22 protein-coding genes and 1 pseudogene are annotated in these 25,827 nt (G+C 54.7%); 14 read left to right on the top strand and 9 right to left on the bottom strand.

Annotated elements, in window-relative coordinates:
• Window positions 1-109: 109 nt before the first annotated feature.
• The 3 genes from KOSB73_RS10130 to nfsB all read left to right on the top strand — a co-directional run bounded on the left by KOSB73_RS10130 (window position 110) and on the right by nfsB (window position 1,831).
• Complete coding sequence (locus KOSB73_RS10130; RefSeq protein ID WP_004135355.1) at window positions 110-691, top strand: TetR/AcrR family transcriptional regulator; 582 nt, start codon at window positions 110-112, stop codon at window positions 689-691.
• Window positions 691-1,059, top strand: a complete 369-nt coding sequence (locus tag KOSB73_RS10125; protein ID WP_004135353.1) for an MmcQ/YjbR family DNA-binding protein — start codon at window positions 691-693, stop codon at window positions 1,057-1,059. The genes KOSB73_RS10130 and KOSB73_RS10125 overlap by 1 nt, the downstream gene beginning before the upstream one ends.
• Window positions 1,060-1,177: 118 nt before the next feature.
• The gene (nfsB, locus tag KOSB73_RS10120; RefSeq protein ID WP_004135351.1) at window positions 1,178-1,831 is read left to right on the top strand and encodes an oxygen-insensitive NAD(P)H nitroreductase; all 654 of its coding nucleotides are present in this window, start codon (window positions 1,178-1,180) and stop codon (window positions 1,829-1,831) included.
• 265 nt (window positions 1,832-2,096) lie between these two features.
• Here the strand turns inward: nfsB and KOSB73_RS10115 are convergent, their stop codons facing one another.
• Window positions 2,097-2,963, bottom strand: coding sequence for a helix-turn-helix transcriptional regulator (locus tag KOSB73_RS10115; RefSeq protein WP_098140482.1), 867 nt, complete (start codon window positions 2,961-2,963; stop codon window positions 2,097-2,099).
• 109 nt (window positions 2,964-3,072) lie between these two features.
• On the opposite strand from KOSB73_RS10115, the gene KOSB73_RS10110 reads away from it, so the two are divergent.
• Both KOSB73_RS10110 and KOSB73_RS10105 read left to right on the top strand, forming a co-directional pair.
• Window positions 3,073-4,500: an MFS transporter gene (locus KOSB73_RS10110; RefSeq protein WP_064362419.1), complete on the top strand. Its 1,428-nt coding sequence runs from the start codon at window positions 3,073-3,075 to the stop codon at window positions 4,498-4,500.
• 76 nt (window positions 4,501-4,576) lie between these two features.
• Entirely contained in the window at window positions 4,577-5,821 is a 1,245-nt protein-coding gene (locus tag KOSB73_RS10105; protein ID WP_064411382.1) for a mechanosensitive ion channel family protein, read from the top strand.
• 5 nt (window positions 5,822-5,826) lie between these two features.
• On the opposite strand, the gene KOSB73_RS10100 is transcribed toward KOSB73_RS10105, so the two are convergent.
• Window positions 5,827-6,807 carry a LacI family DNA-binding transcriptional regulator gene (locus KOSB73_RS10100; protein ID WP_064362425.1) on the bottom strand — a complete coding sequence of 327 codons (981 nt, stop codon included), beginning with the start codon at window positions 6,805-6,807 and terminating at the stop codon, window positions 5,827-5,829.
• Window positions 6,808-7,018: 211 nt separating this feature from the next.
• Between KOSB73_RS10100 and KOSB73_RS10095 the strand changes: the two genes are divergently transcribed.
• The 7 genes from KOSB73_RS10095 to KOSB73_RS10065 all read left to right on the top strand — a co-directional run bounded on the left by KOSB73_RS10095 (window position 7,019) and on the right by KOSB73_RS10065 (window position 14,942).
• Window positions 7,019-7,417, top strand: coding sequence for an NUDIX hydrolase (locus tag KOSB73_RS10095; RefSeq protein ID WP_024358878.1), 399 nt, complete (start codon window positions 7,019-7,021; stop codon window positions 7,415-7,417).
• Window positions 7,418-8,098: 681 nt separating this feature from the next.
• Entirely contained in the window at window positions 8,099-8,716 is a 618-nt protein-coding gene (locus tag KOSB73_RS10090) for a LuxR C-terminal-related transcriptional regulator (protein WP_004135339.1), read from the top strand.
• A 70-nt stretch (window positions 8,717-8,786) separates the two neighbouring features.
• Window positions 8,787-9,365 carry a common pilus major fimbrillin subunit EcpA gene (gene ecpA, locus KOSB73_RS10085; protein WP_024358879.1) on the top strand — a complete coding sequence of 193 codons (579 nt, stop codon included), beginning with the start codon at window positions 8,787-8,789 and terminating at the stop codon, window positions 9,363-9,365.
• A gap of 64 nt (window positions 9,366-9,429) precedes the next feature.
• Window positions 9,430-10,107: an EcpB family pilus assembly chaperone gene (locus tag KOSB73_RS10080; RefSeq protein WP_049087495.1), complete on the top strand. Its 678-nt coding sequence runs from the start codon at window positions 9,430-9,432 to the stop codon at window positions 10,105-10,107.
• A gap of 8 nt (window positions 10,108-10,115) precedes the next feature.
• Entirely contained in the window at window positions 10,116-12,653 is a 2,538-nt protein-coding gene (locus tag KOSB73_RS10075; protein ID WP_064371461.1) for a TcfC E-set like domain-containing protein, read from the top strand.
• The gene (locus KOSB73_RS10070; RefSeq protein ID WP_098140481.1) at window positions 12,643-14,262 is read left to right on the top strand and encodes a fimbrial protein; all 1,620 of its coding nucleotides are present in this window, start codon (window positions 12,643-12,645) and stop codon (window positions 14,260-14,262) included. The genes KOSB73_RS10075 and KOSB73_RS10070 overlap by 11 nt, the downstream gene beginning before the upstream one ends.
• Window positions 14,259-14,942 carry a fimbrial biogenesis chaperone gene (locus tag KOSB73_RS10065; protein WP_024358883.1) on the top strand — a complete coding sequence of 228 codons (684 nt, stop codon included), beginning with the start codon at window positions 14,259-14,261 and terminating at the stop codon, window positions 14,940-14,942. Before KOSB73_RS10070 ends, KOSB73_RS10065 begins: the two co-directional genes overlap by 4 nt.
• 6 nt (window positions 14,943-14,948) lie before the next feature.
• On the opposite strand, the pseudogene KOSB73_RS10060 reads toward KOSB73_RS10065, so the two are convergent.
• Window positions 14,949-15,646, bottom strand: a pseudogene (locus KOSB73_RS10060) (helix-turn-helix transcriptional regulator).
• 258 nt (window positions 15,647-15,904) lie between these two features.
• On the bottom strand, window positions 15,905-16,834 hold the full coding sequence (locus tag KOSB73_RS10055; protein WP_098140480.1) for a LysR family transcriptional regulator: 930 nt from the start codon (window positions 16,832-16,834) through the stop codon (window positions 15,905-15,907).
• A 180-nt stretch (window positions 16,835-17,014) separates the two neighbouring features.
• On the opposite strand from KOSB73_RS10055, the gene KOSB73_RS10050 reads away from it, so the two are divergent.
• Both KOSB73_RS10050 and KOSB73_RS10045 read left to right on the top strand, forming a co-directional pair.
• Window positions 17,015-17,764, top strand: coding sequence for an SDR family NAD(P)-dependent oxidoreductase (locus KOSB73_RS10050; protein WP_004135321.1), 750 nt, complete (start codon window positions 17,015-17,017; stop codon window positions 17,762-17,764).
• A gap of 127 nt (window positions 17,765-17,891) precedes the next feature.
• Window positions 17,892-18,308 (top strand): Exc2 family lipoprotein, encoded by a 417-nt coding sequence (locus KOSB73_RS10045; RefSeq protein WP_004135319.1) that lies wholly within the window; start codon window positions 17,892-17,894, stop codon window positions 18,306-18,308.
• A gap of 37 nt (window positions 18,309-18,345) precedes the next feature.
• Here KOSB73_RS10045 and KOSB73_RS10040 read toward each other — a convergent pair whose 3' ends face one another.
• The 5 genes from KOSB73_RS10040 to KOSB73_RS10020 form a co-directional block, all read right to left on the bottom strand.
• On the bottom strand, window positions 18,346-19,497 hold the full coding sequence (locus KOSB73_RS10040) for a Gfo/Idh/MocA family protein (protein WP_024358886.1): 1,152 nt from the start codon (window positions 19,495-19,497) through the stop codon (window positions 18,346-18,348).
• Window positions 19,494-20,522: a sugar phosphate isomerase/epimerase family protein gene (locus KOSB73_RS10035; protein ID WP_024358887.1), complete on the bottom strand. Its 1,029-nt coding sequence runs from the start codon at window positions 20,520-20,522 to the stop codon at window positions 19,494-19,496. Before KOSB73_RS10035 ends, KOSB73_RS10040 begins: the two co-directional genes overlap by 4 nt.
• A 16-nt stretch (window positions 20,523-20,538) precedes the next feature.
• Window positions 20,539-21,780: an MFS transporter gene (locus tag KOSB73_RS10030; protein WP_004135314.1), complete on the bottom strand. Its 1,242-nt coding sequence runs from the start codon at window positions 21,778-21,780 to the stop codon at window positions 20,539-20,541.
• Between the two features lie 153 nt (window positions 21,781-21,933).
• Complete coding sequence (gene pheP, locus KOSB73_RS10025) at window positions 21,934-23,310, bottom strand: phenylalanine transporter (RefSeq protein WP_024358888.1); 1,377 nt, start codon at window positions 23,308-23,310, stop codon at window positions 21,934-21,936.
• Window positions 23,311-23,451: 141 nt separating this feature from the next.
• A complete protein-coding gene (locus KOSB73_RS10020; RefSeq protein ID WP_375364145.1) occupies window positions 23,452-25,653 on the bottom strand; it encodes a TonB-dependent receptor in 2,202 nt (733 codons plus the stop codon).
• Between the last annotated feature and the right edge of the window lie 174 nt (window positions 25,654-25,827).

Raw genomic sequence — 25,827 nt, 5'->3', positions numbered from 1 at the left:
AAGAAGCTGAAAGTCGTCAAGACGATTTTCAAATTTTGACAGACAGCGTTGCAGTGCCCATGTCAGGCATGCTTAGATCGTGGTTTTATCATGTGTGAGGTAAAGTGTAGTGGCTCGTCCTAAGAGTGAAGATAAAAAGCAAGCGTTACTGGAGGCCGCAACCGCCGCCTTTGCCCAATCGGGAATCGCCGCCTCAACCTCCGCCATCGCCCGCAGCGCCGGGGTTGCCGAGGGTACGCTGTTTCGCTACTTTGCCACCAAGGACGATCTGCTCAACGAGCTTTATCTGACCATAAAAGCGGATCTGGTTAAGACAATGATCGCCGGTCTCAACCCGAACGAGACCGAGTCGAAAGAGAACACGCGCAATATCTGGAACAGCTATATCGGCTGGGGCGTGCGTAATCCCATGGAGCATAAAGCGATTCGCCGGATGGCGCTGAGTGAAAGGATCACCGACGAAACCCGCAACCGCGTCAAAGAGATGTTTCCCGAGCTCAATGAACTCTGCCAGCGTTCAATCAAGCCCGTTTTTCAATCCGAAGAATACCGCACCTTTGGCGATGCGCTGTTTCTTTCGCTGGCCGAAACTACCATTGAATACGCCTGCCACGAGCCGGAGCGCGCTGTACGTTTTGTCGAGCTGGGCTTTGAAGCGATGTGGCAGGCGCTTGCCGAGGACAATCGCTGATGGACCACCGCTCGCTGCATGACCACGCGCATCGTATCGCGCTGGAGCTCCCCTTTACCGAGCACTGCTGGCCGTTTGGCCCGGAGTACGATGTGTTTAAAGTCGGCGGGCGGATTTTTATGCTGACCGCGACGGTTCGCGGCCGCGCGCTGGTTAACCTGAAGTGCGATCCGCAGAAATCACTGCTTCATCAGGCGATTTACCGCAGCATCGAGCCCGGCTATCACATGAACAAAAAGCACTGGATCACCGTGGTTCCCGGCGAAGATATCAGCGTAGATCTGCTGGCGGAGCTGATCGATGATTCGTGGAACCTGATCGTCGATAAACTCAGTAAAAAAGAGCAGCAGCGGCTGCGCCCGCGGTGATTTTCAGCGCTGCGCGATAAGTGTTATCGCATTTTTGCCCCTTATCTTTTTTCCGTCATCGCTGTACTCTTCCTTCACGAAACGCACCCGCAAGGGGTTGTAAACAGTGAGGAAGAGTATGGATATCGTATCGGTTGCCTTAAAGCGCTACTCCACAAAGGCATTTGACGCCACTAAAAAGCTGACTGCCGAGCAGGCGGAAAACCTGAAAACGCTGCTGCAGTACAGCCCGTCAAGCACCAACTCCCAGCCGTGGCACTTTATCGTTGCCAGCAGCGATGCAGGTAAAGCGCGCGTCGCCAAAGCGGCAAGCGGCACCTACGTGTTTAACGAACGTAAAATTCTCGATGCCTCCCACGTAGTGGTTTTCTGCGCCAAAACCGCAATGGATGACGCCTGGCTTGAGCGCGTGGTCGATCAGGAAGAGGCCGACGGCCGCTTTGCGAACGCCGAAGCCAAAGCCGCGAACCACAAAGGCCGTACCTTCTTTGCCGATATGCACCGCAAAGAGCTGCACGACGACGACCAGTGGATGGCGAAGCAGGTTTATCTCAACGTCGGCAACTTCCTGCTTGGCGTCGCGGCCATGGGTCTGGACGCCGTGCCGATTGAAGGCGTCGATTTCGCGATTCTCGATGCCGAATTCGACCTGAAAGCCCAGGGCTACACCAGCCTGGTGGTGGTGCCGGTCGGCCATCATAGCGTCGAAGACTTCAACGCCGCCCTGCCGAAGTCACGCCTGCCGCAGGCGACGACGATTACCGAGATTTAATTCTCTGCTTTTCTTTTACGTCAGGATAATCCCCGGATTGCCGCTGTCGCCTTATCCGGGCTACAAAATTACACACTGTGGGAACCCGTAGCCCGGGCAAGGCGCATCAAGCGCCGCCCCCGGGAATAGCCCGCAGTATTTTGCAGCGAGGATACCCCCACGTGCCAGATGCGCTCCGCATAGCGACCAATGGCCGCCAGGCGTTGAGCGTACGCTGAATAATGCGCTGCTCTTTTCGGACCACGTTCATAGGCATTCCCTGTCGTTAATGTTTATCCAGCCACGCCAGCGCCTGCTCGCCCGTTTCATCCATCGGCAAATAGACCAGCAGGCGCGAACCGTTGCGCGGGGCCGAGTACCAGTACATCTGCTGCAGGCTGAAGCGGCCGAGCTGCGGATGGTTAAAGTGTTTCACCTGATTTTCCACCCCGCGCACCTCATAGCGCTGATGCCAGAGGGACTCGAACTCCGCCGACGCGGCGAAAAAGCGCGCCAGCTTATTTTCCCACAGCGGATCGCCGCGGTGCTCCGCCATCGCCGCGCGGAAATAGGAGACAAACGTCGCCAGCACGTCGCGATTCTCGATGCGGCTGCGCCAGGTTTCATTGGTCAGGTACAGATAAATGCAGTTGCGATCTTCCTCCGGGATGGTGACGAAATCGATACCCATCAGGCGGCAGAAGCTGTCGTTCCAGGCCACAATATCAAAGCCGGGATTCTGAATACTGGCGGGCTGCGGCATCAGGCTATCGAGCATCCGCCGGGTGCCGGGGCTGATGCCTTCGCATACCGTCACCTGAGTGGCCTCAGGCGGAGTCAGCCCGGCCAGCACAAACAGATGCCGGGTCTCAAGCGGGCTGCACTGCAGCGCATTCGCCACCCCTACCAGCACCGCCGCCGACGGATTGACCTCCCGCCCCTGCTCCAGCCAGGTGTACCAGGTGACGCCGACGTCCGCCAGCATCGCCACCTCTTCCCGCCGCAGGCCCGGCGTGCGCCGCCGGCCAACGCGGGGCAATCCCAGGCGCTGCGGGTCGAGGCTCTCGCGGCGGGCGCGCAGAAACGCCCCCAGCTGTTTGCGGCCGTCATCGGGCGCGGCGAGGGTCATTTCACGTTGCGGCATGGTCGTCATAAAACCTCCAGCATGGTAGTACCAATACCAGTATAAGCAGGAACTGGTACCCGTTTAATTTATCGGTGATGCTACGGCTATCCGCTGAATGACGCAATGGAGAGATCCGATGAATTCGTCTGCCGTTTCACCCGGCCGCGCCGGTTTATTCCTTCTGTTGACCGGCCAGATGCTGCCGCTGATCGATACCTCGATCGCCAACGTCGCGCTGGACTCCATTACCCAATCGCTTAACGCCAGCGCCACTCAGCTGGAGCTGATCGTCGCGCTGTACGGCGTCGCCTTTGCCGTCTGCCTGGCGATGGGCAGCAAGCTTGGCGACAACTATGGCCGCCGTCGCCTGTTTATGTGGGGCGTGGCGATGTTTGGCGTCGCCTCCCTGCTGTGCGGGATGGCGAACTCCATCAATACGCTGCTGGCGGCGCGCGTGGTGCAAGGGGCCGGTGCGGCGCTGATCGTGCCGCAAATCCTCGCCACCTTGCATGTCACCCTGAAAGGCACCGCCCACGCCCGGGCCATCAGCCTGTACGGCGGCATTGGCGGTATCGCCTTTATCGTCGGCCAGATGGGCGGCGGCTGGCTGGTGTCGGCGGATATCGCCGGTTTAGGCTGGCGCAACGCCTTCTTTATTAACGTGCCGATCTGCCTGCTGGTGCTGGCCTTCAGTCCGCGATACGTCCCGGAGACGCGGCGCGAAGCGCATTCGCGCATCGACTGGCAGGGCACCTTTAGCCTTGCGCTGATCCTCTGCTGCCTGCTGTTTCCGATGGCGCTGGGGCCGGAACTGCACTGGCCGTGGACGCTGCAGCTGATGCTGGCTGCGGTGCTGCCGCTGCTGGTCTGGATGCGGGCCAGCGCGCTGGGCAAACAGCAGCGCGGCGAGCAGCCGCTTTTGCCGCCTCGCCTGTTGAAGCTCACCAGCATTCGCTTTGGCATGGCCATCGCCCTGCTCTTTTTCAGCGCCTGGTCCGCGTTCATGTTCTGCATGGCGCTGACCATGCAGGCCGGTCTGGGGATGGCGCCGTGGCAGTCCGGCAACAGCTTTATCGCCCTCGGCGTGGCCTACTTCATCTCCGCGCTGTACGCGCCGAAACTGATAGCCCGCTACAGCATGGGACGCATTTTGCTGACTGGTCTGGCGGTGCAGATTGTCGGCCTGCTGCTGCTGAGCGCGACCTTTTATCGCCTCGGTATCCACACCACCACCCTGGCGCTGGTCCCGTCCACGGCGCTTATCGGCTACGGGCAGGCCCTGATCGTCAATAGTTTTTACCGTATCGGGATGCGCGATATCAGCGCCTGCGACGCCGGAGCCGGGAGCGCGATTCTCAGCACTCTGCAACAGGCGACGCTGGGTCTGGGTCCGGCGATTCTCGGCTCGCTATTCTTAGCCCTTGCCCAGCGCAGCGGCGGCGACTATCCGCGGGCGCTGATCGATTTCCTCGCGGTGGAAGTGGTGATGATGCTGGTACTGGGCGCCATCGCGCTATGGCTACGCCACCACCTTAACGTCCGCCCGGCGGTCGCGACCTCATAATCACATCCGCGTAACCTGCAATTTGCATAATAGACATCCAGCGGTCATCATAACCGCTGGATGTAAAGGAGACGTTATGCAGGAATTAATATCGCAAATCGCCGCATTAGGCATCAAAATTACCCCCACGACCTCACTCATTATTATCTTCGGCATTATTTTTCTGACGGCGATTGTCGTTCACCTTATTCTGCACAAAGTGGTGCTGCGTACCTTCGAAAAGCGGGCGCAGGCCAGCAGCCACCTGTGGTTGCAAATTATTACCCAGAACAAATTGTTTCATCGTCTGGCCTTCACCCTGCAGGGGATTATCGTCAACGTGCAGGCGGTGTTGTGGCTGCAAAAAGGCAGCGAGGCGGCGGAAATCCTCACCACCTGCGCCCAGCTGTGGGTAATGATCTACGCGATGCTGTCCTTCTTCTCGCTGCTGGACGTGGTGTTCAATTTATCGCAGAAATTCGCCACCGCCTCTCAGCTGCCGCTTAAAGGCATATTTCAGGGAATTAAGCTGGTCTGCGCGATTATTGTCGGCATTCTGGTCATCTCCTTACTGATTGGCCAGTCGCCGGCGATTCTGATTAGCGGCCTCGGCGCGATGGCCGCGGTACTGATGCTGGTGTTCAAAGACCCGATTCTCGGCCTGGTCGCTGGGATCCAGCTCTCCGCCAACGATATGCTCAAACTCGGCGACTGGCTGGAGATGCCGAAATATGGCGCCGACGGCGCGGTGATCGACATCGGGCTGACCACGGTGAAGGTGCGCAACTGGGATAACACCATCACCACTATTCCCACCTGGTCGTTGGTTTCCGACTCGTTTAAAAACTGGAGCGGTATGTCGGCCTCCGGCGGCCGCCGCATTAAGCGCAGCCTGAATATCGATACCACCAGCATTCATTTTCTCGATGAACAGGAGCAGCAGCGCTTAATTCAGGCCCGGCTGCTGAAGCCGTATATGGATTCGCGTCATCAGGAAATCAGCCTGTGGAACCAGCAGAACGCCGCCGATCAATCGATATTGAATCAGCGCAAGATGACCAATATCGGCACCTTCCGCGCGTATTTGCAGGAATATTTGCGTAATCATCCGCGCATCCGCAAAGATATGACGCTAATGGTTCGCCAGCTGGCACCGGACGCCAATGGTTTGCCGATTGAGATCTATTGCTTCACCAACACGGTAGTGTGGGCAGAGTATGAGAGCATCCAGGCGGATATTTTCGACCACGTATTTGCGGTGGTTGACGAATTCGGCTTGCGGATCCATCAGTCCCCCACCGGCAACGATATTCGTTCGCTGGCGGGCGCGTTTACTCAGTAATATCCTCAGGCACTGGCGCGGGAAATGACGCGCCAGTCCATCATCACCCGCTCAACCGCAGCGTCGGGATTATCGATCCTTTTCATTAATAACGTCACGGCGGTACGGCCAATTTCGCGTGAAGGCTGTTCCACGGTGGTCAACTGCGGCGATACCACTTCAGCGAGTTCGGTGCCATCAAAGCCGACCACCGCGATATCTTCCGGTACCCGCAGCCCGGCCTGCGCAATGGCCCGCAGCGCGCCCGCCGCCAGCGAATCGGAAACCGTAAACACCGCATCCGGCTTCTCTTCCTGAGCCAGCAGCGTCTCCATCGCCTTTGTACCGGCTGCGGCGCTTAAGTCGCTGGCGTAGATCACCTGCTGATAGTCCAGCTCGCGAACGTGCAGCACGCTTTTATAGCCGCGCTCGCGCAGACGGGAATAGCGGTAGCTGAGATCGTGGTTGATTAAAGCAATGCGTCTGCGCCCGCCGTCGACCAGCCGGGAAACGGCGCCCTGCGCCGCGTCGACGTCGTTGATGCCGACGCAGGAGATACTGCCGTTATCGGCGTATTCCGCGCACTGAACCCAGGGCGCGTCGCCGATCATGGTGGTCAGTTCCGGCAGGCTGGAGAGCGCGTTCATGGTGATGATGCCGTCGACCATTTTGCCGGAAAGCAGCTGCAGGCCCGAGGTGGAACGGGCTAAATCCGAACCGGAATTACACAGCAGAATCCGGTAGCCGTTCTTTTCCGCCTCTTCTTCAATACCCTTGACCACTTCGGCGCAAAAGGGGTTGGCGATATTCGAGACCATCACCAGAATCATATTGCTGCGGGCCGTTCGCAGCTGGCGGGCCAGCAAATTCGGCTGGTAGTTACTCTCTTTGATCGCCTGCAGCACACGTTCGCGATTCTTCGCTTTCACGGTATCGCTGTTATTCAATACCCGCGATACCGTCGCCACCGAGACGCCCGCCAGACGAGCGATTTTCTGAATTGACATAGAGGCTGCACTTCCCGCATAGACGTTATATTTCGCAGGCTATCATAAATGAGCGCCGTCCGCGCCGTCAGCAGGTTTTGCAAGAATCGACGGGATTGATTAGCACGCTAAGGTCGCTATCATGATAGCGTCGGCGTTGTTTCGCGAGAGGCGAAACGTACGCTGGCCGTTGAACGTCATCGGCATATAACTGGGGTATCTCTTGAACACCATAAAAAATATTCACATCGCGGCGGCAATGATCACCGACGGTCAAGGACGCTGTCTCTTAGTACGCAAACGAGGGACGGAATACTTTATGCAGCCTGGGGGAAAGCCTGAAATCGGGGAAGCCTCGGAGGCGGCGCTGATCCGCGAGCTCGAAGAGGAGCTCAACTTCCTCGTCTCACCTGAAGAACTGGTTCCGGTAGGCCGCTTCACCGATACGGCGGCAAACGAGCCGGGCCATACGCTCTCTGCGGATATCTTTCAAATAGCAACCAACAGAGCGAGCTTTACACCGACGGCAGAAATAGAAGAAGTTATCTGGTATACGCCGGGCCAGGATCGGCATATTAAGCTTGCTCCTCTTACCGAGAATCACCTGCTTCCTCTGCTGAAAAAGGCGTAAGCGCCCGGGGCGCATCGAAAGTCTTGGTTCATTTGTCTGCAAGCCAAAATCCATGGTGCCGTCGTTCCGGTGGCGTTGCGGCGGCCTGCAGGCAGAGCCAGTTCAGGCTGAAGCGCCCCACTTCCACAAGAAACATTTGTCCGCATCTTCCGGTTAAGATTTAGCACATCCTGCTGATTCACCTCCCTTCAAACTGCGACGTGTTTTAGCTCTTAAAAACGCCCCATTTTGTACGCCAGATCATATTTCGCCAGACAATCCTTTCCCCCACAATCCAAAATATCGCAACTTTCCCTTACAAAAATAAGGGCATTACAGAATAACCCCCACGAAATAAAACAAAATAAAAACACAAAATTAACAGACAGCGATGAGATAGCGTTTTTTTTGACTTATTGTGCTGTTTTTTTTTAACCAATTCTCCCCGATTCAGCGAGAAAATTCCTGGTAACTATGGATTATTCTTAAAGAGAGATCGACATAAAATTCTGTATCTTAAGATTTTTCTTATTCATAATAGTAGGTTAGTATAAATCCAGACAATTTTTGGACTTAAGAATTTACACATTTTTCATCTATATAACTCTCCAGAAATTAAAGTTGTCACATTTATTAACTAGCCATAATATAGCCACATCATTGAACGATAGGGTAAGGCAATATAGGGAAATAAATCGACATATGCTTCCGCAGAAATATGAGAAGGTATACTGCATAAGCTGTCAGTATCAGTGCGAAATCTATCCACGACCTACGATAAAATCGATTAACTGCACTGAAACTCACTATTGCGTATGGCCTGATAAAAATATCTATTTAAAAAATGGTGTGCATTGTTTTTTAATTAACAAGCACTACAACTTCTCTAATTCTGGATATATTTTTGTTGATTTTTCTCGCTACAACATCAGATTATTCACCAATAATAAATGGATTGAATATCTGCTCAAAACAGGCTTGCGGGTAATTTTGATTGCCGACAGATTAGCGCAGCCGCTGGCGCTGTACTGGAAACACCGCTGTCAGCAGATAATTTCGATTATCAATACCGGCGATACTCGAGATGAGATTGAAAAGAAAATACAGCTTTCGTTTCTCGGTCAAAGAGATGCTCGAGGTTACCGTCAAAAACTTAGCGATCAAGAGGTATTGGTACTCGATCATTTACTCGCAGAGAAGTCGGTTAAAGAGATAGCAAAAGAATTGCAGATGGCAGAAAAGAGAATTTACGCAATCAAGCTCAGCTTGCAGAATAAGATGGGAGGCAGAGGGAAGTTAAACATTATTCTATCTGGATAAAGTCATTATCAGTATTTGTAGCAATAACTCCATAAATGGAACTAACTTAATTATTCTCAGGAAATTTAAAATGAAAAAAATCGTATTAGCGGGTGTTGTGGCTGCGGCTCTTATCTCTACCAGTGCAATGGCTAACGTGACCACTTCCGCCACTGCCAGCTGGGATGCTAGCGCAACTAAAGACGTCACCAGCGCGCTGGTTGTCACTCCGCTGAAATCCCTCAACTTCCAGTACGCTGAAGGGATTAAAGCGTTTAACGCCCAGAAAGGCGCTTTTGACATCACCATCCAGGGCCAGTCTGGCGCGACTGACTTCACGCTGACCTCTCAAATCGTCAGCAACACCCTGAGCCGTACCACTGACGCCTCTACTCTGGCCGTTGGTGTGAGCTGGAACGGCAACGCGCTGAACAAAACCACCCCGGTAACGATGATTGATACCGCCAACAACATCTCCGCGGGTCTGGATGCGCTGGCAGTCGCGACCGCCTTCGCAGGCGCCGATCGCGTCAGCACTCAGGGTAACTTCGATTTCACTATCGACTCCGCGACTTCTGACGGCAGCACCGCCGCTGAGTTCAAAGATTTAACCGACGGTTACTGGAGCGGCGACGTTCGCGTTCAGTTCAATGCGGAATGGACTATCTAATCAGGTGTAGCCAACACCTGTCCGGTATGACAAGGAGGCTTCGGCCTCCTTATAAGGATGCGCCATGAAACTGAATCCATTATTACTCTCTCTCTTTTTATTCACCGTGACGCCCTCCTCCCATGCCATTAATGTCGGAGACGTCACCTCAATAATGGGGCCGGACGCCTCGACGCTGGCAAAAGAAATCATTAATACCACCGATACGGCACGTTACGTTAGCGTCAGCGTGGAGCGTATCTCATCGCCTATGGCCGGCGGCAAGGTTATCCCGATGGCGAGCAGATCGGAATTATTATCAACACCAGCCAGTCTGATATTACCTGGAAATGCTAAAGAGAACTTTCGTTTTTTTTACAAAGGACCTCAGGATAACCAGGAACGTTATTATCGCATATCCTGGACCGATGAGCCGGTGACCGAGTTTGAAGCCAATAAAAAGAAAAAACAGGGCGAGGCAACGACCTCGGCCATTATTGGTACGATTCTGGTGGTCGCGCCGCGTGAAGAAAGATTTGACTATCGTCGCGATAATGACACGGTAACCAATACCGGTAACGCTTCATTCCGCGTTATCTCCTACGGACCCTGTCGTGATAAAGCGAAGGATGAGGGGAAAGGCTGTCGTGAACGCTATTATGTCATGCCTGGTATCAGCGTAAAAATAAAGCATACCGATCTCACCAACAAAAAAACACGAATTGGAATATGGCACGGTGAGCAATATATAAATGTAAACTGAGTAATATTATGGATAATCTTGGTTATGTCAAAGGGACGTTGTTCGCTGGGTTATTGATTACGGTAAACCAGGGTTGGGCAGCTAATGCCACAGCGCCAGTTAAAGTCAGTAACTATGTTATTCCTTCGGTATTTGCTAACGCGTTATATCAGGGCATGTCGGTCCCTGTTTTTATTCGTTATGAAGGCGATAATAGTACCCAACGCAGCCAGCAAAAAATCGCTGATGCCATCCTTACCATCAAGGATAATGAGTTTCGCCTGAACCAGATCGCGCTCAGCGATCTGCCGGAACGAACCGAATTATCACCTCAGATAAAATCATTGCTCAACGACATGCAGGACAAAAGCATCGGCGACGGTCAGCGCGTTTATATCAACAAAGACGCCTCTCTCTCACTCGATACGCGTTCCTTTTATCTTGAGCTGACGGTTAACCGGGCAGCCATGCAGGCCGCTATTTTGCCGCGTACCAATATGCTTGGGGAATCCACTGCTCAGAATCTCTCGAGCGTGCTGAATTACTCGATGGGGAGCTATTACAACAAATATGAGAATACCGATAGCGCCAGCAGCTATCTGACGCTGGACAATACCTGGTCGCTGCGGGAGCACCATCTGAATTTTAACGGTTCCCTCTACGGGATTGGTACCGGCAACCAACAGGGTAAACTGTATCGCTCGATGTACGAACGTGACTATCAGGGACGCCGCTTCGCAATGGGGATGGTGGATACCTGGAATCTGCAATCGATCGCCAGCATGAGCGCCCTGAACTCCAGCCGCATTTACGGCATCAGCTATGGCAATAAAAGCAGTTCCCAAACGCAGGACAATACGCTTGCTCTGGTGCCCGTAACGGTGTTCCTGCCGGCCGCCGGCGAAGTTCACGTTTATCGTGACGGCAAACTGCTCAGCATTCAAAACTTCTCGATGGGTAGCTACGAGCTCGATACGTCACGCCTGCCGTTTGGCATCTACAACGTTGATATACAGGTGGTCGTTAACGGGCGCGTGGTCAGCAGCCGGACGGCGAACATCAATAAAACGTTCGCCCGGAAATCGAGCGTGACCGGCGATCTCTCGTGGCAAACTTTCGCGGGCAGCCTCGAATACAACAAGATGGACTATCGCCATAAATACAACATCAATTATGGCACACGGAATACGTGGATTGCCGGGGTCGCCGCTGCAACCAGCCAACCCTGGCTTTCCGGCGTGAATCTGAAAACCACGCTCTACGGTTTTGACAATTACGGCGTCAATGAAACGGAAGCGAACGTGATTTTCAACAACGCGTTCAGCTTTAACCAGCAGGGGCTGCTCGCTACCGACGGCAGCTGGCAGAGTACCTCCACCTTCAACATGAGTTTACCGGACGGGTATGGCAACCTGTGGGGGTCGCGCCAGTACAGTTCCATCGGTAACGCGCTACCGATGCAGCAAAACGACTACGTGACCGTCGGCGCCAACGCTAACCTGCGCAAAATCGCGCCGTTCCTCGGTACGCTGAGCGTCAGCCGCACCAATAACAAATATACCGGGAGCACCTATACCAACGTCGATTACGATCAATCGCTGTTAGCTAATCGCTACGCAACCGTCACGCTACGCGCCGGTATTCAGAACTATCAGTACAACAACCATGAAAATCTGCGCGATAAGTACGTCAATATTGACGTCTCTATCCCCTTCTCTACCTGGCTCAGCACCGGGGTGTCCAGCCAGAACGGAAACATGCTGGCGAACGCCACGCTGCGCAAAAGCTTTGACAACAGCGCCATTACTCAGGTTGGGGCATCGGTTTCGAAGCAGATTAAACAGAATAAAAATGACGATAGCCGCTATCGTTCCGACGATTACGCCGCCAATGGTTACGTTAGCTATGACACCAAATATAACGCTGGCACCGTCTCCGTTAGCCGCTCATCGCGGCACAGTTCAAACTACAGCCTGAGCTCGCAGGGCAGCGTGGCCTGGACGGAAAAAAATATCTATGCCGGAAAAGGTACCCAAACCGCAGGCCTGGTGGTCAACACCAACTTCAGCGGCAAGGGCCAGATGATGGCGCAGATCAACGGTCAAAGCTATCCCCTCACCGGCAAAAGCAACTTCATCAGCCTTCCGCCTTACGCGGAATATAAGGTGGAGCTGATGAACGACAAAAACTCAGAAGACAGCGTCGACATCGTGACCGACCGCCGCAGCAAAGTCGTGCTCTATCCGGGCAACGTCAGCGTGATTAATCCGGAAGTCAAACAGCTGGTCACCGTATTTGGCCGGGTGAAAGACCGTCGCGGCGGTTACTACGCCAACGCCGATATTCATAACCACATTGGTAAAACCCGAACCGACGAACTCGGTGAGTTCGCCATGGACGTCGATAAGCGTTATCCAGTGATTACCCTGGTGGATAAATTCGGCGGCATTTGCGAAGTGGATCTGGATCTGAGTGAAGCGAAAGGCGCCGTATGGGTCGGGGAGATTCCTTGTGAGATCCAACAACAAACGGCATCAGTGACTGGAGATGTTAAGAATGTCTATTAAACCCCAGAGCATCATGCTGCTGGCCGGCTGGCTGCTGGCTGCGCCGGCTATGGCGCTCACCCCCAGTAACAGCGGAAGCGGCAGCAACTCCTATATGTTTATCGACAATGATGTTGATGACGAATATTTCATCACCACCAGCTCCCTCGACCCGCGCTTCACCGGAGCCAACGTCTGGACAAAATATCCGACTAACCAGCGTAGCCTGGGATATATAACCTACATCGGCTGGGCTTACGCCAACCGCTACTTCGACCTGTGGATCGAGAATTCGCCCATTAACCAGCCATTTCTCGGGATCCGCTGCATGTCTACGGGCTCAAGCTGCCCGGCGTCTGGCTATATTTCTCCCGATGTCATCGATAAAGACGGCTACTATCATGCGATGTCCGGCAACACCGTAGCAAACGGTTATTACGGCGCCGGAGCGCTGAGCCAGTCGGCCTATGAGTATTTTCGCGATCGGCCGGTGGGGACCATCGATTCTTTGCAGCTTAATCTTTGCTACATGAATTCCAATACCGATTATGACTTTGCCTCCGGCGTTCGCTGTAAAGACCTCCCCAGCGGGGGAACATGGCGCTACTACACGTTCAACCTCGAAAAGGTCTCGCATCTGAAGTTAAACAGTACCGGTGCTCTGGCAGAAGTGTGGATTGCCAGCGATGGCACGCCAAGCGTTAACCTCGGCTCTGATTTGTGTCAAATGGGTGTGGTCGGGAGTGCTTCGGGGATCATCTGTAAAATGGTGTCTTACAGTTTTCAGGAGACTAAAACTCTCACCACCTTACTGGATTTCCGGATGGTGATCGACACGGCGATGCTGGGATTTTCTCCCTCGTCATCTGACGTAAAGTACAGCGGTGATGGGGCAAGCTGGACCAATTTTGGTACGGTCAGCACCTATAACAAGGTTTTCAAACCGTCAGGCGAGTACGTTTACGTATTCCTGTCCAACGCCTTTTTCCAAAAAGTCCTCAAGGCAGGAACGGATTTAACCAACAAGGATGCTCTGTTTACCTTCTATTTTGATAACTCCGTCACGCCACAATCGGGTTATTATCAGTTCACGCCATCAACATTAATTAACATCATCCCACGGGAATACGGGATTAGCATTGTCGCCAGCGACGGGACTTCTCATCCCAAAGCATCCGGCAAAATCGGTAGCGAAGAGCCCATCACCTTTGAGTATAAAGTCACCACCTCCGCGTCGCGTCAGGCCGACAGTATTACCGCCCAGGTGATTGGCGACTCCGTCAACATGTATGGCTTGCCGTTCTGCCTGTTTACCTCAGCGGACGAGACGCTAAAAGTACCGGTCCCGGCCTACCTCGAATGGACATCCGCTACCGGTAAAGCGGTAAAAGTCCGCAACAGCTGCGGCGAAGCGCCTGTCGATATGACCAACGCCGTTTGGGTACAAACGGCCTGGAACGCCAACGTCAACGATGGTTTCTTTTTTACCACCACGCTGAAACTGCTGTTTCCGATGGATGACCCACATTCACAATTCACCACCAATGGTCATGACTGGATGGGGACCGTCAGCGCCACCGGCGATGTAAAAGTGACCGCCACGTGGGTCGGCGTGGACCGGGGGGTGTGATGCAAAAAATCCTTGTCATCGGATTATGCGGGCTGTGTATTCAGCCCGCTTCCGCGGTGTACTTTGATTCCATCATTTATGATATGGATGCCAGCAAAGATTTTATCTCCCGGCCGCTGGTCAACGATACAAAAAGCACTAACTTATATACCATTTCGGCTTACAAAATCTCCCGGCCGGGCAACGGTAATGAGCGACCGGTGCCCGGTCAGGATAAAGATCTGGTCTGGTCGCCGCTGCAGTTCACCGTGCAGGCCAAAGGTCAGGAATATTTTAAGCTCTATTACCGTGGGCCTAAAGATGACGTTGAGCGCTATTATCGGGTGATCTTTAAGGAGACGCCCGTAACGGTTTTCCCCTGGCGTCAGGATCAGAAAAAACTGAATGTTGTCCCTTCGGTATCGATGAGCACAATTCTCATCGTGCGCCCGCGTAAGACGCGATTCCAATATGAAATTAATGAAGCCACAGGCACCATTAAAAATACTGGCAATACCTATTTTAGAGTCATTCTGCAGAAAGGCTGCGATGGTGACGATGAAAGTTCAACGCAATTTTATATGCTGCCAGGGGAGAGCTGGACAGGCCCCGAGGCGAAGACTAGCAACAGGAAATACATTGTCGCATTAGGCCGCTATCATCAGTTAGGAAAGGGCTGTTTTATGAATTCGCCGGGCTAACCGCCGCTAATCCAGAGCGGGGATATTATGCCTGAAGCGCAGCTCGCGCAGGCGGTTGAGCCCGCCAAACTTTTTGCATAAAGAGTATTGAAAGCGGTAGACGCTGCGGGTATCGCACGCCATGATGCGGGCGATATCCTGACTGGAGTGCCCATCTGCCAGCAGGCGCAGCGTCTTCATTTCATGCTCTGTCAACGACGGTGTGCGCCGGCAGCGAAGATTTCGCCCCAGCATGATGCGTTTTATTTTCTTGATTAAGCTGGTTAAACCATCGTTGACCTCTACCACCGACCATAATAATCCAGAGCGCAGCATCCAAAAATTAGCCATGGGTAGCATGCTCTTATCCGCGAGCAAAATAACTTTCAGCCCGGTCTCCTGCAATTTTTCAGCCCATCCCTCATGCAGAAAATACAAAATATTGTCGAGAGAGAAATCCACTACCACCATTCCTTCAGGCAGGAAACAGGTAATTTCACGAAATACCAGATCATTTACCGCACGTTTGAAAAAATAGTTTTTATCTGGCCATACAGAAAATTTCCTCTCTCCACAATGCGAACGTTCAATTTTATCTTCCGCTTCAATAGGGCAGTTTAAACCACACGCCATACATTTAATCTCATGGTCACCTGCCGGCATTACGCTTACCTCTTGAGTGGCTAAAAATATTTTCGAAAAGATACAGACGGAATATCAAACATACTATAAACAAAAATTCCTGCTGCTATTATATTTACTATAAGCATAGAAAACAAAAGACTAATTTATACTTCCATACCTTAGGGGAAATAACGTTAACAGATCTTATTAAATATTTTAATAGAATCTCCTATAATTTAACTATATCATATTCTATATATCAAAACATATCTGACCTGATTTCCTTAGTCGAAGCGAGCATAATATTTTTTTGTGACTAAATTTATCATCACGCAATACATAAAATTCGCAGGCTATCATCATTCTTTGCTTCTTGTGGGCAATGACCCATTCACCGCCGCCGGGAATGTCTCCGCCAGCCAGTCGATAAATACGCGCAGCCGGGAAGTGACATGGCGATTCTGCGCATAAACCACGTGAAAGGGATAAGGAGCCGGACGCCATTTGTTCAATATTTCCACCAGTAATCCGTTCGCCAGCGCATTTCTCAGCGAATATGAGAAGGTCTGCACAATACCCAGCCCAGCCTCCGCAGCCGCAATATGCGCGTTGCTCTCATTTATGCCAAGGTGATGTTCCGTTTTAATCTCTTGCGCGATGCCGTTAGCCAGAAAGCGGAACGGGAAGGCTCTTCCGCTGGCGGGAGATAAATAGCTGACCAGCCGATGTCCATTCTTCAGCTCATCGGGATACGCGGGAACACCATAAAGCCTGAAATAGCCCGGCGTGGCGCAGGTCACGATCGTCGCTTCGCCGATTTTGCGCGCGATCAGCGTCGAGTCGTCCAGCGGCCCGCCTCTGATCGCGCAGTCAATATTGCCGCTGATAAGGTCAGATGGGCTGTCAGCGACCGCCAGATCGATGCGGATATCCGGATAAGTCGCTATAAAATCAGCCAACAGCGGGATCAGCACATCGCGAGCGGTGGATCCGCCTACCGCGACGCGCAGATGGCCCTTTGGCTTATTGCGGGAAGCGCGAAATGAGGCATCCACCTCATCCAGCTCTTTCAGAATCCGCACCGCTTTTTCATAGTACTCGCGCCCTTCCGGCGTGACGGTAATGCGCCGGGTCGTGCGCTGTAGCAAGCACACGCCCAGATGCGATTCAAGCTGTTGAATCGCTTTACTAAGGCTGGCATTGGGCATATTCAGGGAGTCTGCGGCCCGAGTAAAGCTGTTGGCTTCAACAACGCGCGTAAAAACTTTAAGGGCTGAAAACCGATCCATTATTCGCTGTTCCTGATAGCAGTCGCTGATTATTCACCGGCGTGAAGAGTGTTTTTCACATTACTCCGTTTTTTGCATCCGTGGCTGACGGTAGAGTGACTCCCGTACTCAGTCGCCAGGTGGTCACGGTAAGTGGATGACTCAATTGGCATATTCATACTTTAGTTAAGGAAGTGCATCATGAGTAAAAAACTTTCGGCAAAAATCGCGTTAGTCACCGGCGGCACCTCGGGCATCGGCCTGGCATCAGCCCGGGAGCTGGCCTTGCAGGGAGCGACGGTCTATATCACCGGTCGCCGTCAGGAAGAGCTTGATGCGGCGGTCGCGTTAATCGGTCCCGCCGCCAGCGGGATCCGCGCCGATGCCTCGATATTAAGCGACCTCGATAGGGTGTTTTCGACCATTGCCAGCGAATCAGGGCGACTGGATGTGCTTTTTGCCAATGCGGGCGGCGGCGATATGATGCCGCTGGGCGCCATAACGGAAGAGCACTTCGATCGCATTTTCGCTACCAACGTGCGCGGCGTGCTGTTCACCGTCCAGAAGTCCTTGCCGCTGTTGACCCTGGGGGCTTCCATCATCCTTACCGGCTCGACCGCGGCGGTGAAAGGCACCGCGAACTTCAGCGTGTACAGCGCCAGTAAGGCCGCCGTGCGTAATCTGGCACGCTCATGGGCGCTGGATCTCAAGGATCGCGGTATCCGCGTGAATGTGGTCAGCCCGGGACCCGTCCGTACGCCCGGCCTGGGAGGACTTGTCGCAGAAGAGCAGCGTCAGGGGCTCTTCGATATGCTGGCCGCCGACGTCCCGCTGGGCCGCATTGGCGAGCCCGAGGAGGTCGCTAAAACCGTCGCTTTTCTGGCGTCAGACGACGCGAGCTTTATTAACGCCGCCGAAATCTACGTTGATGGCGGGCTGGCGCAGATCTAAAAAATGCTGCCTGAAGACCCTTGGATTCATGGGTCTTCAGGTGCTACCGTACATCTATAATTAACCGTTTTGTTCTGTCGCCGAATGATCGGTATACCTGTTCTAATAATTATGGATGATGATATCAATGAAACTCAAAATAGCGCTTATCGCGCTCGGCTGTTCGCTCGCCGCCCTTTCCGGCTGTACCTCCTCAAAATCTTCACCGGAACGCCACGCTTACTACTTTATTTCACACCGCAGCGATTTCGTCGGCGGTAACTTCGCCACTAACCGTCAGGAAAACTACCGCTTAAATCTGCCGAACTTTACTGAAATCTATGCCCGCGGCCAGCAGGACAGAAAATCGGGGATGAGCGAAAGCGACGCCCGCCGTACTGCCGACGCCATCAGGCAGCAGGTGGCGCAGGGCACAAAAACCCAGCACGCGTTCAACGGTAACGCCAGCGATAAATGGGACAACGAGATGGAAAATAAAGACGCCGTGCTATTTGGTAATGAACTGGCCGGGACCTATCTCGACGGCTATTTTGGCGTGAAATAACACAGCGGGTGCGCGAAATGCGCACCGCGCCTTCTGCTTATCTTTCCACCTGCACCCAGCGCTGCTGCTGATGGCTTTTCACTATCGCATCAACGATGTACATCACGTCCGCCCCCTCATAGAACGAGGCGAAACGCCGCGACGACGCCGGCGGCATCTCACCGGCGCGCACCGCCTGATAAAAGCTCAGCATCATATTTTTAAACGCATCGGGCCAGCCTTCGTTATGCCCGCCGGGGAAATGGGCGCTGGCGGCGGCCTCGCCGAGCATCAGGCTCGGATCGTCGCTCAGCAGCTGGTTTGGCTGCTGGCGATGACCTACCCACAGCCGCTGCGGCACCTCCTGCTCCCATGCCAGCGAACAGTTACTGCCGTTGATCTCTACCGTCAGGCCATTTTTTCTCCCGGCGCTGACCTGCGAAACGGTAAAACAGCCCTTACTGCCGTCATCAAAACGGAACAGTACCGACCCCAAATCTTCGGTGTCGACGGGCCGCGCCTCATACGCGCCATTATCGCGATGCTGGCTAAAGGTCGCATCCCCGGCGACGGGCGCCTTACGCGTCGGCCAGACGATAGAGAGATCCGCCATCACCTCGACAATGCGGCGACCGGTCATAAACTGCACCGTATCGCACCAGTGGGAGCCAATGTCGGCCACCGCCCGCGAGGCGCCGCCCTGCGCTGAATCAACCCGCCAGTTATAGTCGGTTTCCAGCAGCATCCAGTCCTGCAAATAGCTGCCATGCGCCGCAAACAGCCTCCCGACGTCGCCGTTGCGCACCATCGCCGCCGCCTGCTGCACCATGGCGAACTGGCGATAGACAAAGCTAACCCCGTGGACCACGCCGGCATCCTCCGCCAGCGCCACCAGCTCACGCGCTTCTTCCGCGGTCATGCAGAGCGGTTTTTCTGAAAAAACGTGCAGACCGGCGGAGAGGATCTGGCGGTTAATCCGCGCGTGCAGGTGGTTCGGCGTACAGTTATGCACCACCTGCAATCCGGGGTGGGCCAGCAGCGCCTCGACGCTGCCGTAGGCGTGCGCCACGTTGAGCTGACGCGCCTTCTGCTGCGCCATCTCGAGGCTACCGTCGCACAGCGCCACCACCTCGATATCCCCCACCCGGCGCAGCGCCTCCAGGTGCGCCGGCCCGATAAACCCGGAACCAATAATGCCGACCTGGATCATTCTCTCCCCTCCTTGCCCGCGGCGAAATCATCAAACGCCCGCCCGGAGACCGGGATGATATGGCGGCGGATAAACTCGCTGCCTTCGCGCGCGCCAACCTCCGCGTCCTTCAGGCAGCACTCCCACTCCAGCACCGCCCAGCCGTCAAAATCATACTCGGTGAGCTTGCTGAAAATCGTTTTGAAATCGATCTGCCCGTCGCCCAGCGAACGAAAGCGCCCCGCCCGCTGCGGCCAGTTCTGATAGCCGCCGTAGACCCCGCTGCGCCCGTCGCGGCGGAATTCGGCGTCTTTGACGTGAAACGCTTTGATTCGCGCGTGGTAGATATCGATAAAGGCCAGGTAATCCATCTGCTGAAGATGAAGGTGGCTGGGATCATAGAGTATGTTGCAGCGCGGGTGGTTATCGAGGCGCTGCAGAAAACGCTCAAAGGTGACGCCATCATGCAGATCTTCGCCGGGATGGATTTCGTAGCAGAGATCCACGCCCTGTTCGTCGAAAACGTCCAGCAGCGGCCGCCATCGCCGGGCCAGCTCATCAAAGGCCTCATCGAGAAGCGGCTGATTATGCGGCGGCCACGGATAAAAATAAGGCCACGCCAGCGCCCCGGAAAAGGTGGCATGCGCTTTCAGCCCCAGACGCGCAGAGGCCACCGCCGCCTGGCGCACTTTCTCTACCGCCCACTGCTGGCGCGCCTGCGGGTTACCGCGCAGCGCGGCGGGCGCAAAGGCGTCAAAGGCCGTATCATAAGCCGGGTGAACGGCCACCAGTTGACCCTCAAGATGGGTGGACAGCTCGCCGATCGCCAGGCCATGCTCCGCCAGCTTGCCGCTCACCTCATCGCAGTAGGTCTGGCTGGCGGCGGCGCGTTCAACATCGAAAATCGCCGGATGGTTGCAGGGGATCTGCAATGCCTGATAGCCCAAACCGGCAGCCCACTGCGCCAGGCCCTCCAGGGTATTAAACGGCGCCTGCGAACCGATAAACTGCGCCAGAAAAATGCCCGGCCCCTTGATTGTTTTCATACCACCTCCTGAAAAATTAACGCGACTCTTTCTCGTTGTACTGGAAAGAGAAAAGGAAAATCAGGGCGATGACCGCTGCGGCCACCGCCGGGATCCACCAGAAGGCGACCCACGCCTGCGGTACGCTCTGGCCTGCCACCAGGTGGTTATACAGCGCGCCGGAAATCTGCGATCCCAACAGCATGCCGATACCGTAGGTGAACATCACAATCATGCTCTGCGCCTGGCCCTTCACCTTTTCACCGGCCACGCGATCGGTATAGATAAAGCCGACAACAAAGAAAAAGTCGTAGCAGACGCCGTGCAGCAGGATGCCGAGATAAAGCAGGAACCGTCCCTCTTCGCTGACGCCCAGCGCAAAGAAGGCATAGCGTACAAACCACGCCGCCATGCCGATCAGCAGCATGTATTTCACCCCGAGACGGCGGAACAGCAGCGGGATCACCAGCATAAAGAAGATTTCTGACATCTGACCGAAAGACATTGCGGTGCTGACGTCCGCGATACCGGCATCCGCAAGATAAGACGCGGTGTAGGCGTAGTAGGTCCCCAGCGGAATCGAAATCAGCGTCGCGCAGAGGGAGAAAATCAGGAAGTGACGCGTTTTCAGCAGCGCGAAGGCGTCGGCGCACAGCAGGTCGCGAAACTGGACCGGGGTCCCTTTCGCCGGGGCCGGCGTGTGCGGCAGCGTCAGGCTATAAACGGCCAGCGCCACCGAACAGAGCGCCGCAACAGAGAAAATTCCAGTGGTATCGGAAATCCCCGTCACGCCGATAAAGATACCGGCGATGATCCAGCCGATGGTGCCGAAGACGCGCACCACCGGGAAGGTTTTATCGACGTTCGCCAGGCTATGGAAAGCGATGTTATTGGTCAGCGCCAGCGTCGGCATATAGCACAGGGTATAGCCGAACAGCAGGCCAATCAGCAGCGCGCCGTTTTGCGCCACCAGCGCCTGCGGGACAAACCATAGAATCACCGCGCCGGCCAGATGCATCACCGCCATCACCTTCTGCGAAGCGAAAAAACGATCGACCAGCATGCCCAGCACAAACGGCGAGAGAATAGACGCAATCGGCCCGGCGGAGAAAGCATCGCCGATCAGCAGCGACATCTCATAGCGGGTCATCACCAGCCCCAGCGTCACCGACCAGCTACCCCAGATAAAGAACTGCATAAACATCATTAACGACAGCCGCGGCACCAGAAAACGGTGGGCTACGCGGGGACTTTCACGACCTTCGGTTGTTGTGACCATTTCGACCGCCCTCAAAAAAGTAATCGATTACAAATACGCTCAAATAAAAAGTAATCGATTACAAAAAGAAGATCGCGAGCAAAATACGCTAAGCGCGAAGAAGATCACAATAAAAGTGGAAGATACCCCGCCGGACGGCGGGGCGATCGCGCGCTACGCCGTCCGGCGCAGGGTTTTAAAGGCCGCAAACAGGAACAGGATCCACACCGGCAGCAGAATCGCCGACAGACGCATCCCGTCGATGGTGCACATCAGCACCAGGATCAGCGCCAGAAAGGCGATACAGATATAGTTACTGGCGGGCGACAGCAGAGCTTTAAACTTCGGCTCGCGCCCCTTGCGCCGTTGGGCGGCGCGGAATTTCAGGTGCGCCAGGCAGATCATGATCCAGTTCAACAGCAGCGTCGCCACCACCAGCGCCATCAGCAGGCCGAGGGCTTTCTGCGGCAGCAGATAGTTAAGCACCACCACCAGGGAGGTAATAATCCCGGAAAGCAGCAGGGAGTTGACCGGCACGCCGCGCTTGCTGACGCGGGCGAGAAACTTCGGCGCGTTGCCCTGCACCGACAGTCCAAACAGCATCCGGCTGTTGGAGTACACGCCGCTGTTATAAACCGACAATGAAGCCACCAGAATCACAAAGTTCAGCGCAGAAGCCACCACGTTGCTGTCAAGATTATGGAAGATCATTACGAACGGGCTGCTGTCGGATTGGATTTCCACCCACGGATAGAGCGCCAGCAGAACCACCAGCGAACCGATATAAAACAACAGAATACGGTATACCACTTGGTTAACCGCTTTCGGGATGCTCTTTTCCGGGTTCTGCGCTTCTGCGGCAGTAATGCCAATAAGCTCCAGTCCGCCGAAGGAGAACATAATGACCGCCAGCGACATAATCAGGCCGTGCCAGCCGGTGGCGAAGAAACCGCCGTGTTTCCACAGGTTATCGATTCCCGCTTTACTTCCGCCGTGGCCGCCGAACAGCATCCACAGGCCAAAGCCAATCATGCCGATAATCGCCAGCACCTTAATCAGCGCGAACCAGAACTCCGCTTCGCCGTAAAGGCGAACGTTTACGAGGTTCACGGCGTTGATAATGAGGAAGAAAGCGGCGGCCCAGATCCACGTCGGCACGTCCGGCAGCCAGTACTGCATATAGATGCCGGCGGCGGTCAGCTCCGCCATCCCCACCAGCACGAACATTACCCAGTAGTTCCAGCCGGAAAGAAAACCGGCGAACGGGCCCCAGTATTTATAGGCAAAGTGGGCAAAGGAGCCAGAAACCGGCTCTTCAACGACCATTTCGCCAAGCTGGCGCATGATCAAAAAGGCGACGATGCCGGCGACGGCATAGCCGAGCAGGACCGCCGGTCCCGCCATTTGAATCGCTGGCCCGATGCCGAGAAACAGGCCGGTACCGATGGCGCCGCCAAGGGCGATAAGTTGGATATGTCGGTTCTGTAAACCGCGGTGCAGCGTCGGGCCGCTTTCCTCTACGGTCTCCGACGACGTTGACGCGTCTTTCACGTCGATCCCCTGTGTATTTATATGAAGGGGCACCTTTTAACACTTATACTCGCCATACTTCAAGCGGCAGATGCGCAGGCTTCATACGTTCATTGATTTATCACAAGGGACGATCGGCCCTGCCCGCCTCTGCATTTTGGCTCAGAACGCGTAACCTACCGATACCTTGAACGTCCGCGGTTCGCCGCGGAACAGATAGGTTCCGCTGTCATCCGCGCCGGACCAGTAGTTCTCATCCGTTACGTTATCGACACCCGCGCGTACCGTCATCTGGTTTTGATTCTCGTTAAGCGCCAGTCGATAGCGCACGCCGAGATCGAGGGTGGTATAGCTATCAATCTTCTTGCTGTTCGCCTGATCGGCATACTGCGAACCCGAGTGGTTGAGGCGCGCGGTGGCGGTCAGACCGTCGATGGGCTTGATGTCATACTCTGCGCCAAGCACCGTGTAGAACCCCGGCACGCCGATCGCTTTCTTACCATCGTTCACACCCTTCGCGGTTTTCGACAGTTCGGCATCCAGCCAGGTAGCGCTGGCGTTAAGGCGCAGGCCATACAGCGGTTCGCCGAAGATATTAAATTCGACGCCGCGGTTACGCTGCTCGCCGTTAAGCCCGTAATAGCCGTTGCTGTCGAGGACCGCTGACGGCATTTTAATTTCAAACAGCGACAGCGAGCCGCCAATTGTGCCGAAATCGGCCTTCACCCCGACTTCGTTCTGTTTTGAGTGAATGATCCCAACGCTTTCACCATAGTTTTTAGCGGAGGTTGGCGCATTGCTGCCCGGCTGTAGCGCTTCGGTATGGTTGGCGTATAAAGAAATCACTTTCCACGGCTTATAAACCACGCCGTAAGTGGGCATCCAGCGGCTGTCATCAAATGCGTCATCGGTTTGCAGGCCGGTGGTTTTGTTGTAATTGCGCACCACTACCTTTTGATGGCGCGCGCCAGCGGTAAACAGCAGCGTATCGTCGAGCACGCCAAGGGTGTCGCTTAGCAGCCAGCCCTGGGAACGGGTGCGGCCGCTGGTCAGCGGATCGTCATAGTCGCCGCCGAATGAAGCGTTGGCCGGAGGCGCGACCTGCCGGGTATCGTAGATGTTCACCAGCGGATTATCCGCCGCCTTCGACATCCGCCATGCGGTTTTGTCGTTTTGAGTTTTCGCCGAATAGCCGACGTTGACCCTGTGCGATACAAAACCGGTGGCGAACTCGCCGCGAAGGCCCGCCATGCCGCTGGCGGTATCAATATAGCGGTTGGTATCGAGGCGCCCCGCCGTGGCGTTGCCCGCCCGGTCAATCAGCTTCGAGGCGCTATACAGGCCAATCTCATGGGCATGCTGCGCCCCTAACGAGGCGTAGGCGGTCCATTTATCAATAATGTCGTATTCCATTCTCAGCATACCGAACTCATTTTCGATATCGCTGTAAGCCCATTTTTGCGTGTAGTTATGGGTGTTATCCGGCAGACGCGGGATAAAATCCACGGCCGAAATATTGATCCCCATCGGGCCGCCGTGGAAGGTTTTCTTCTGATAGCCAAAGTCAAAAGAGCTGCGTAAGCGCTCACCGCGATAATCGAGGCCAATCGAAGCCAGAGTGGTTCTGCGCTTGTCATTGTCGACCGCCGCCTCGCCTTCGCGATGCACCAGGTTCACCCGCGCGCCGAACTGGTTATCGTCGCCAAAGCGACGGCCTAAATCCAGCGAGCCGCCGACCTGCGAATCCGAGGTATAGTCGACGCCAACGTTGGCGGTGGGGATATCTTCCGCGCGCTTAGGTTCGAGGTTAATCATCCCGCCGACGCCGGAGCTGGCGGCGCCGTTGAGCAGGGCGTTGGCGCCTTTAAAAATTTCGACCCGCTCAAGCATGGCGGTATCCACCACCTGACGCGGCACCACCCCGGCCAGCCCGCTCAGGGTCATATCGTCGCCGTCAAACTTGAGGCCGCGAATGCGGTAGGTCTCGGCATAGTTACCGTAACCCTGCACCGGCTGAACCCCGGCATCGTTGCTCACCACGTCGGTGATGGTTTTCGCCTGCTGGTCCTGAATCAGCTTCGAGGTATAACCGATGATGCTAAACGGAACGTCCATGGCGTTTTGCTCGCCGAGCATCCCGAGACGCCCGCCGTTCGCCACCTGTCCGTCGAGATAGGCAGGCACCACCAGATCGCCGCCGGCTTTAAAATCGCTGGCGGGCGTTGCCTGGACGACCATGGTTTCTTCGCTTTTCTTGCTTTCCGCCGCCGCGGCTGAATGGGTGATTGCGCCGATGGTTAACGCCAGCAGCGTTTTGCGTAGCGGGAAAACAGAAGAGTGATAGGTACGCATAATGAGTCCCATAGGTAAGAAAAAATAAAAAAAGATTAATTATTAATAAAATCAATAAATTAACATTTACTTCGCCGCCGATGTTCTCTTTTCGATCTTGCGTGAGCGAGCCCTATCCCGCTTTCGCAGTTTCCCCGTGAGCATCCGCTGAGGCAGGCAATCACCGAAAACATAAAAACAAAATAA

The sequence above is a fragment of the Klebsiella grimontii genome, from assembly GCF_900200035.1.
Lineage (GTDB): Bacteria > Pseudomonadota > Gammaproteobacteria > Enterobacterales > Enterobacteriaceae > Klebsiella > Klebsiella grimontii.
The sequence above is the reverse complement of the archived record's forward strand: the minus strand, read 5'-3'. Positions and strand labels throughout refer to the sequence as shown.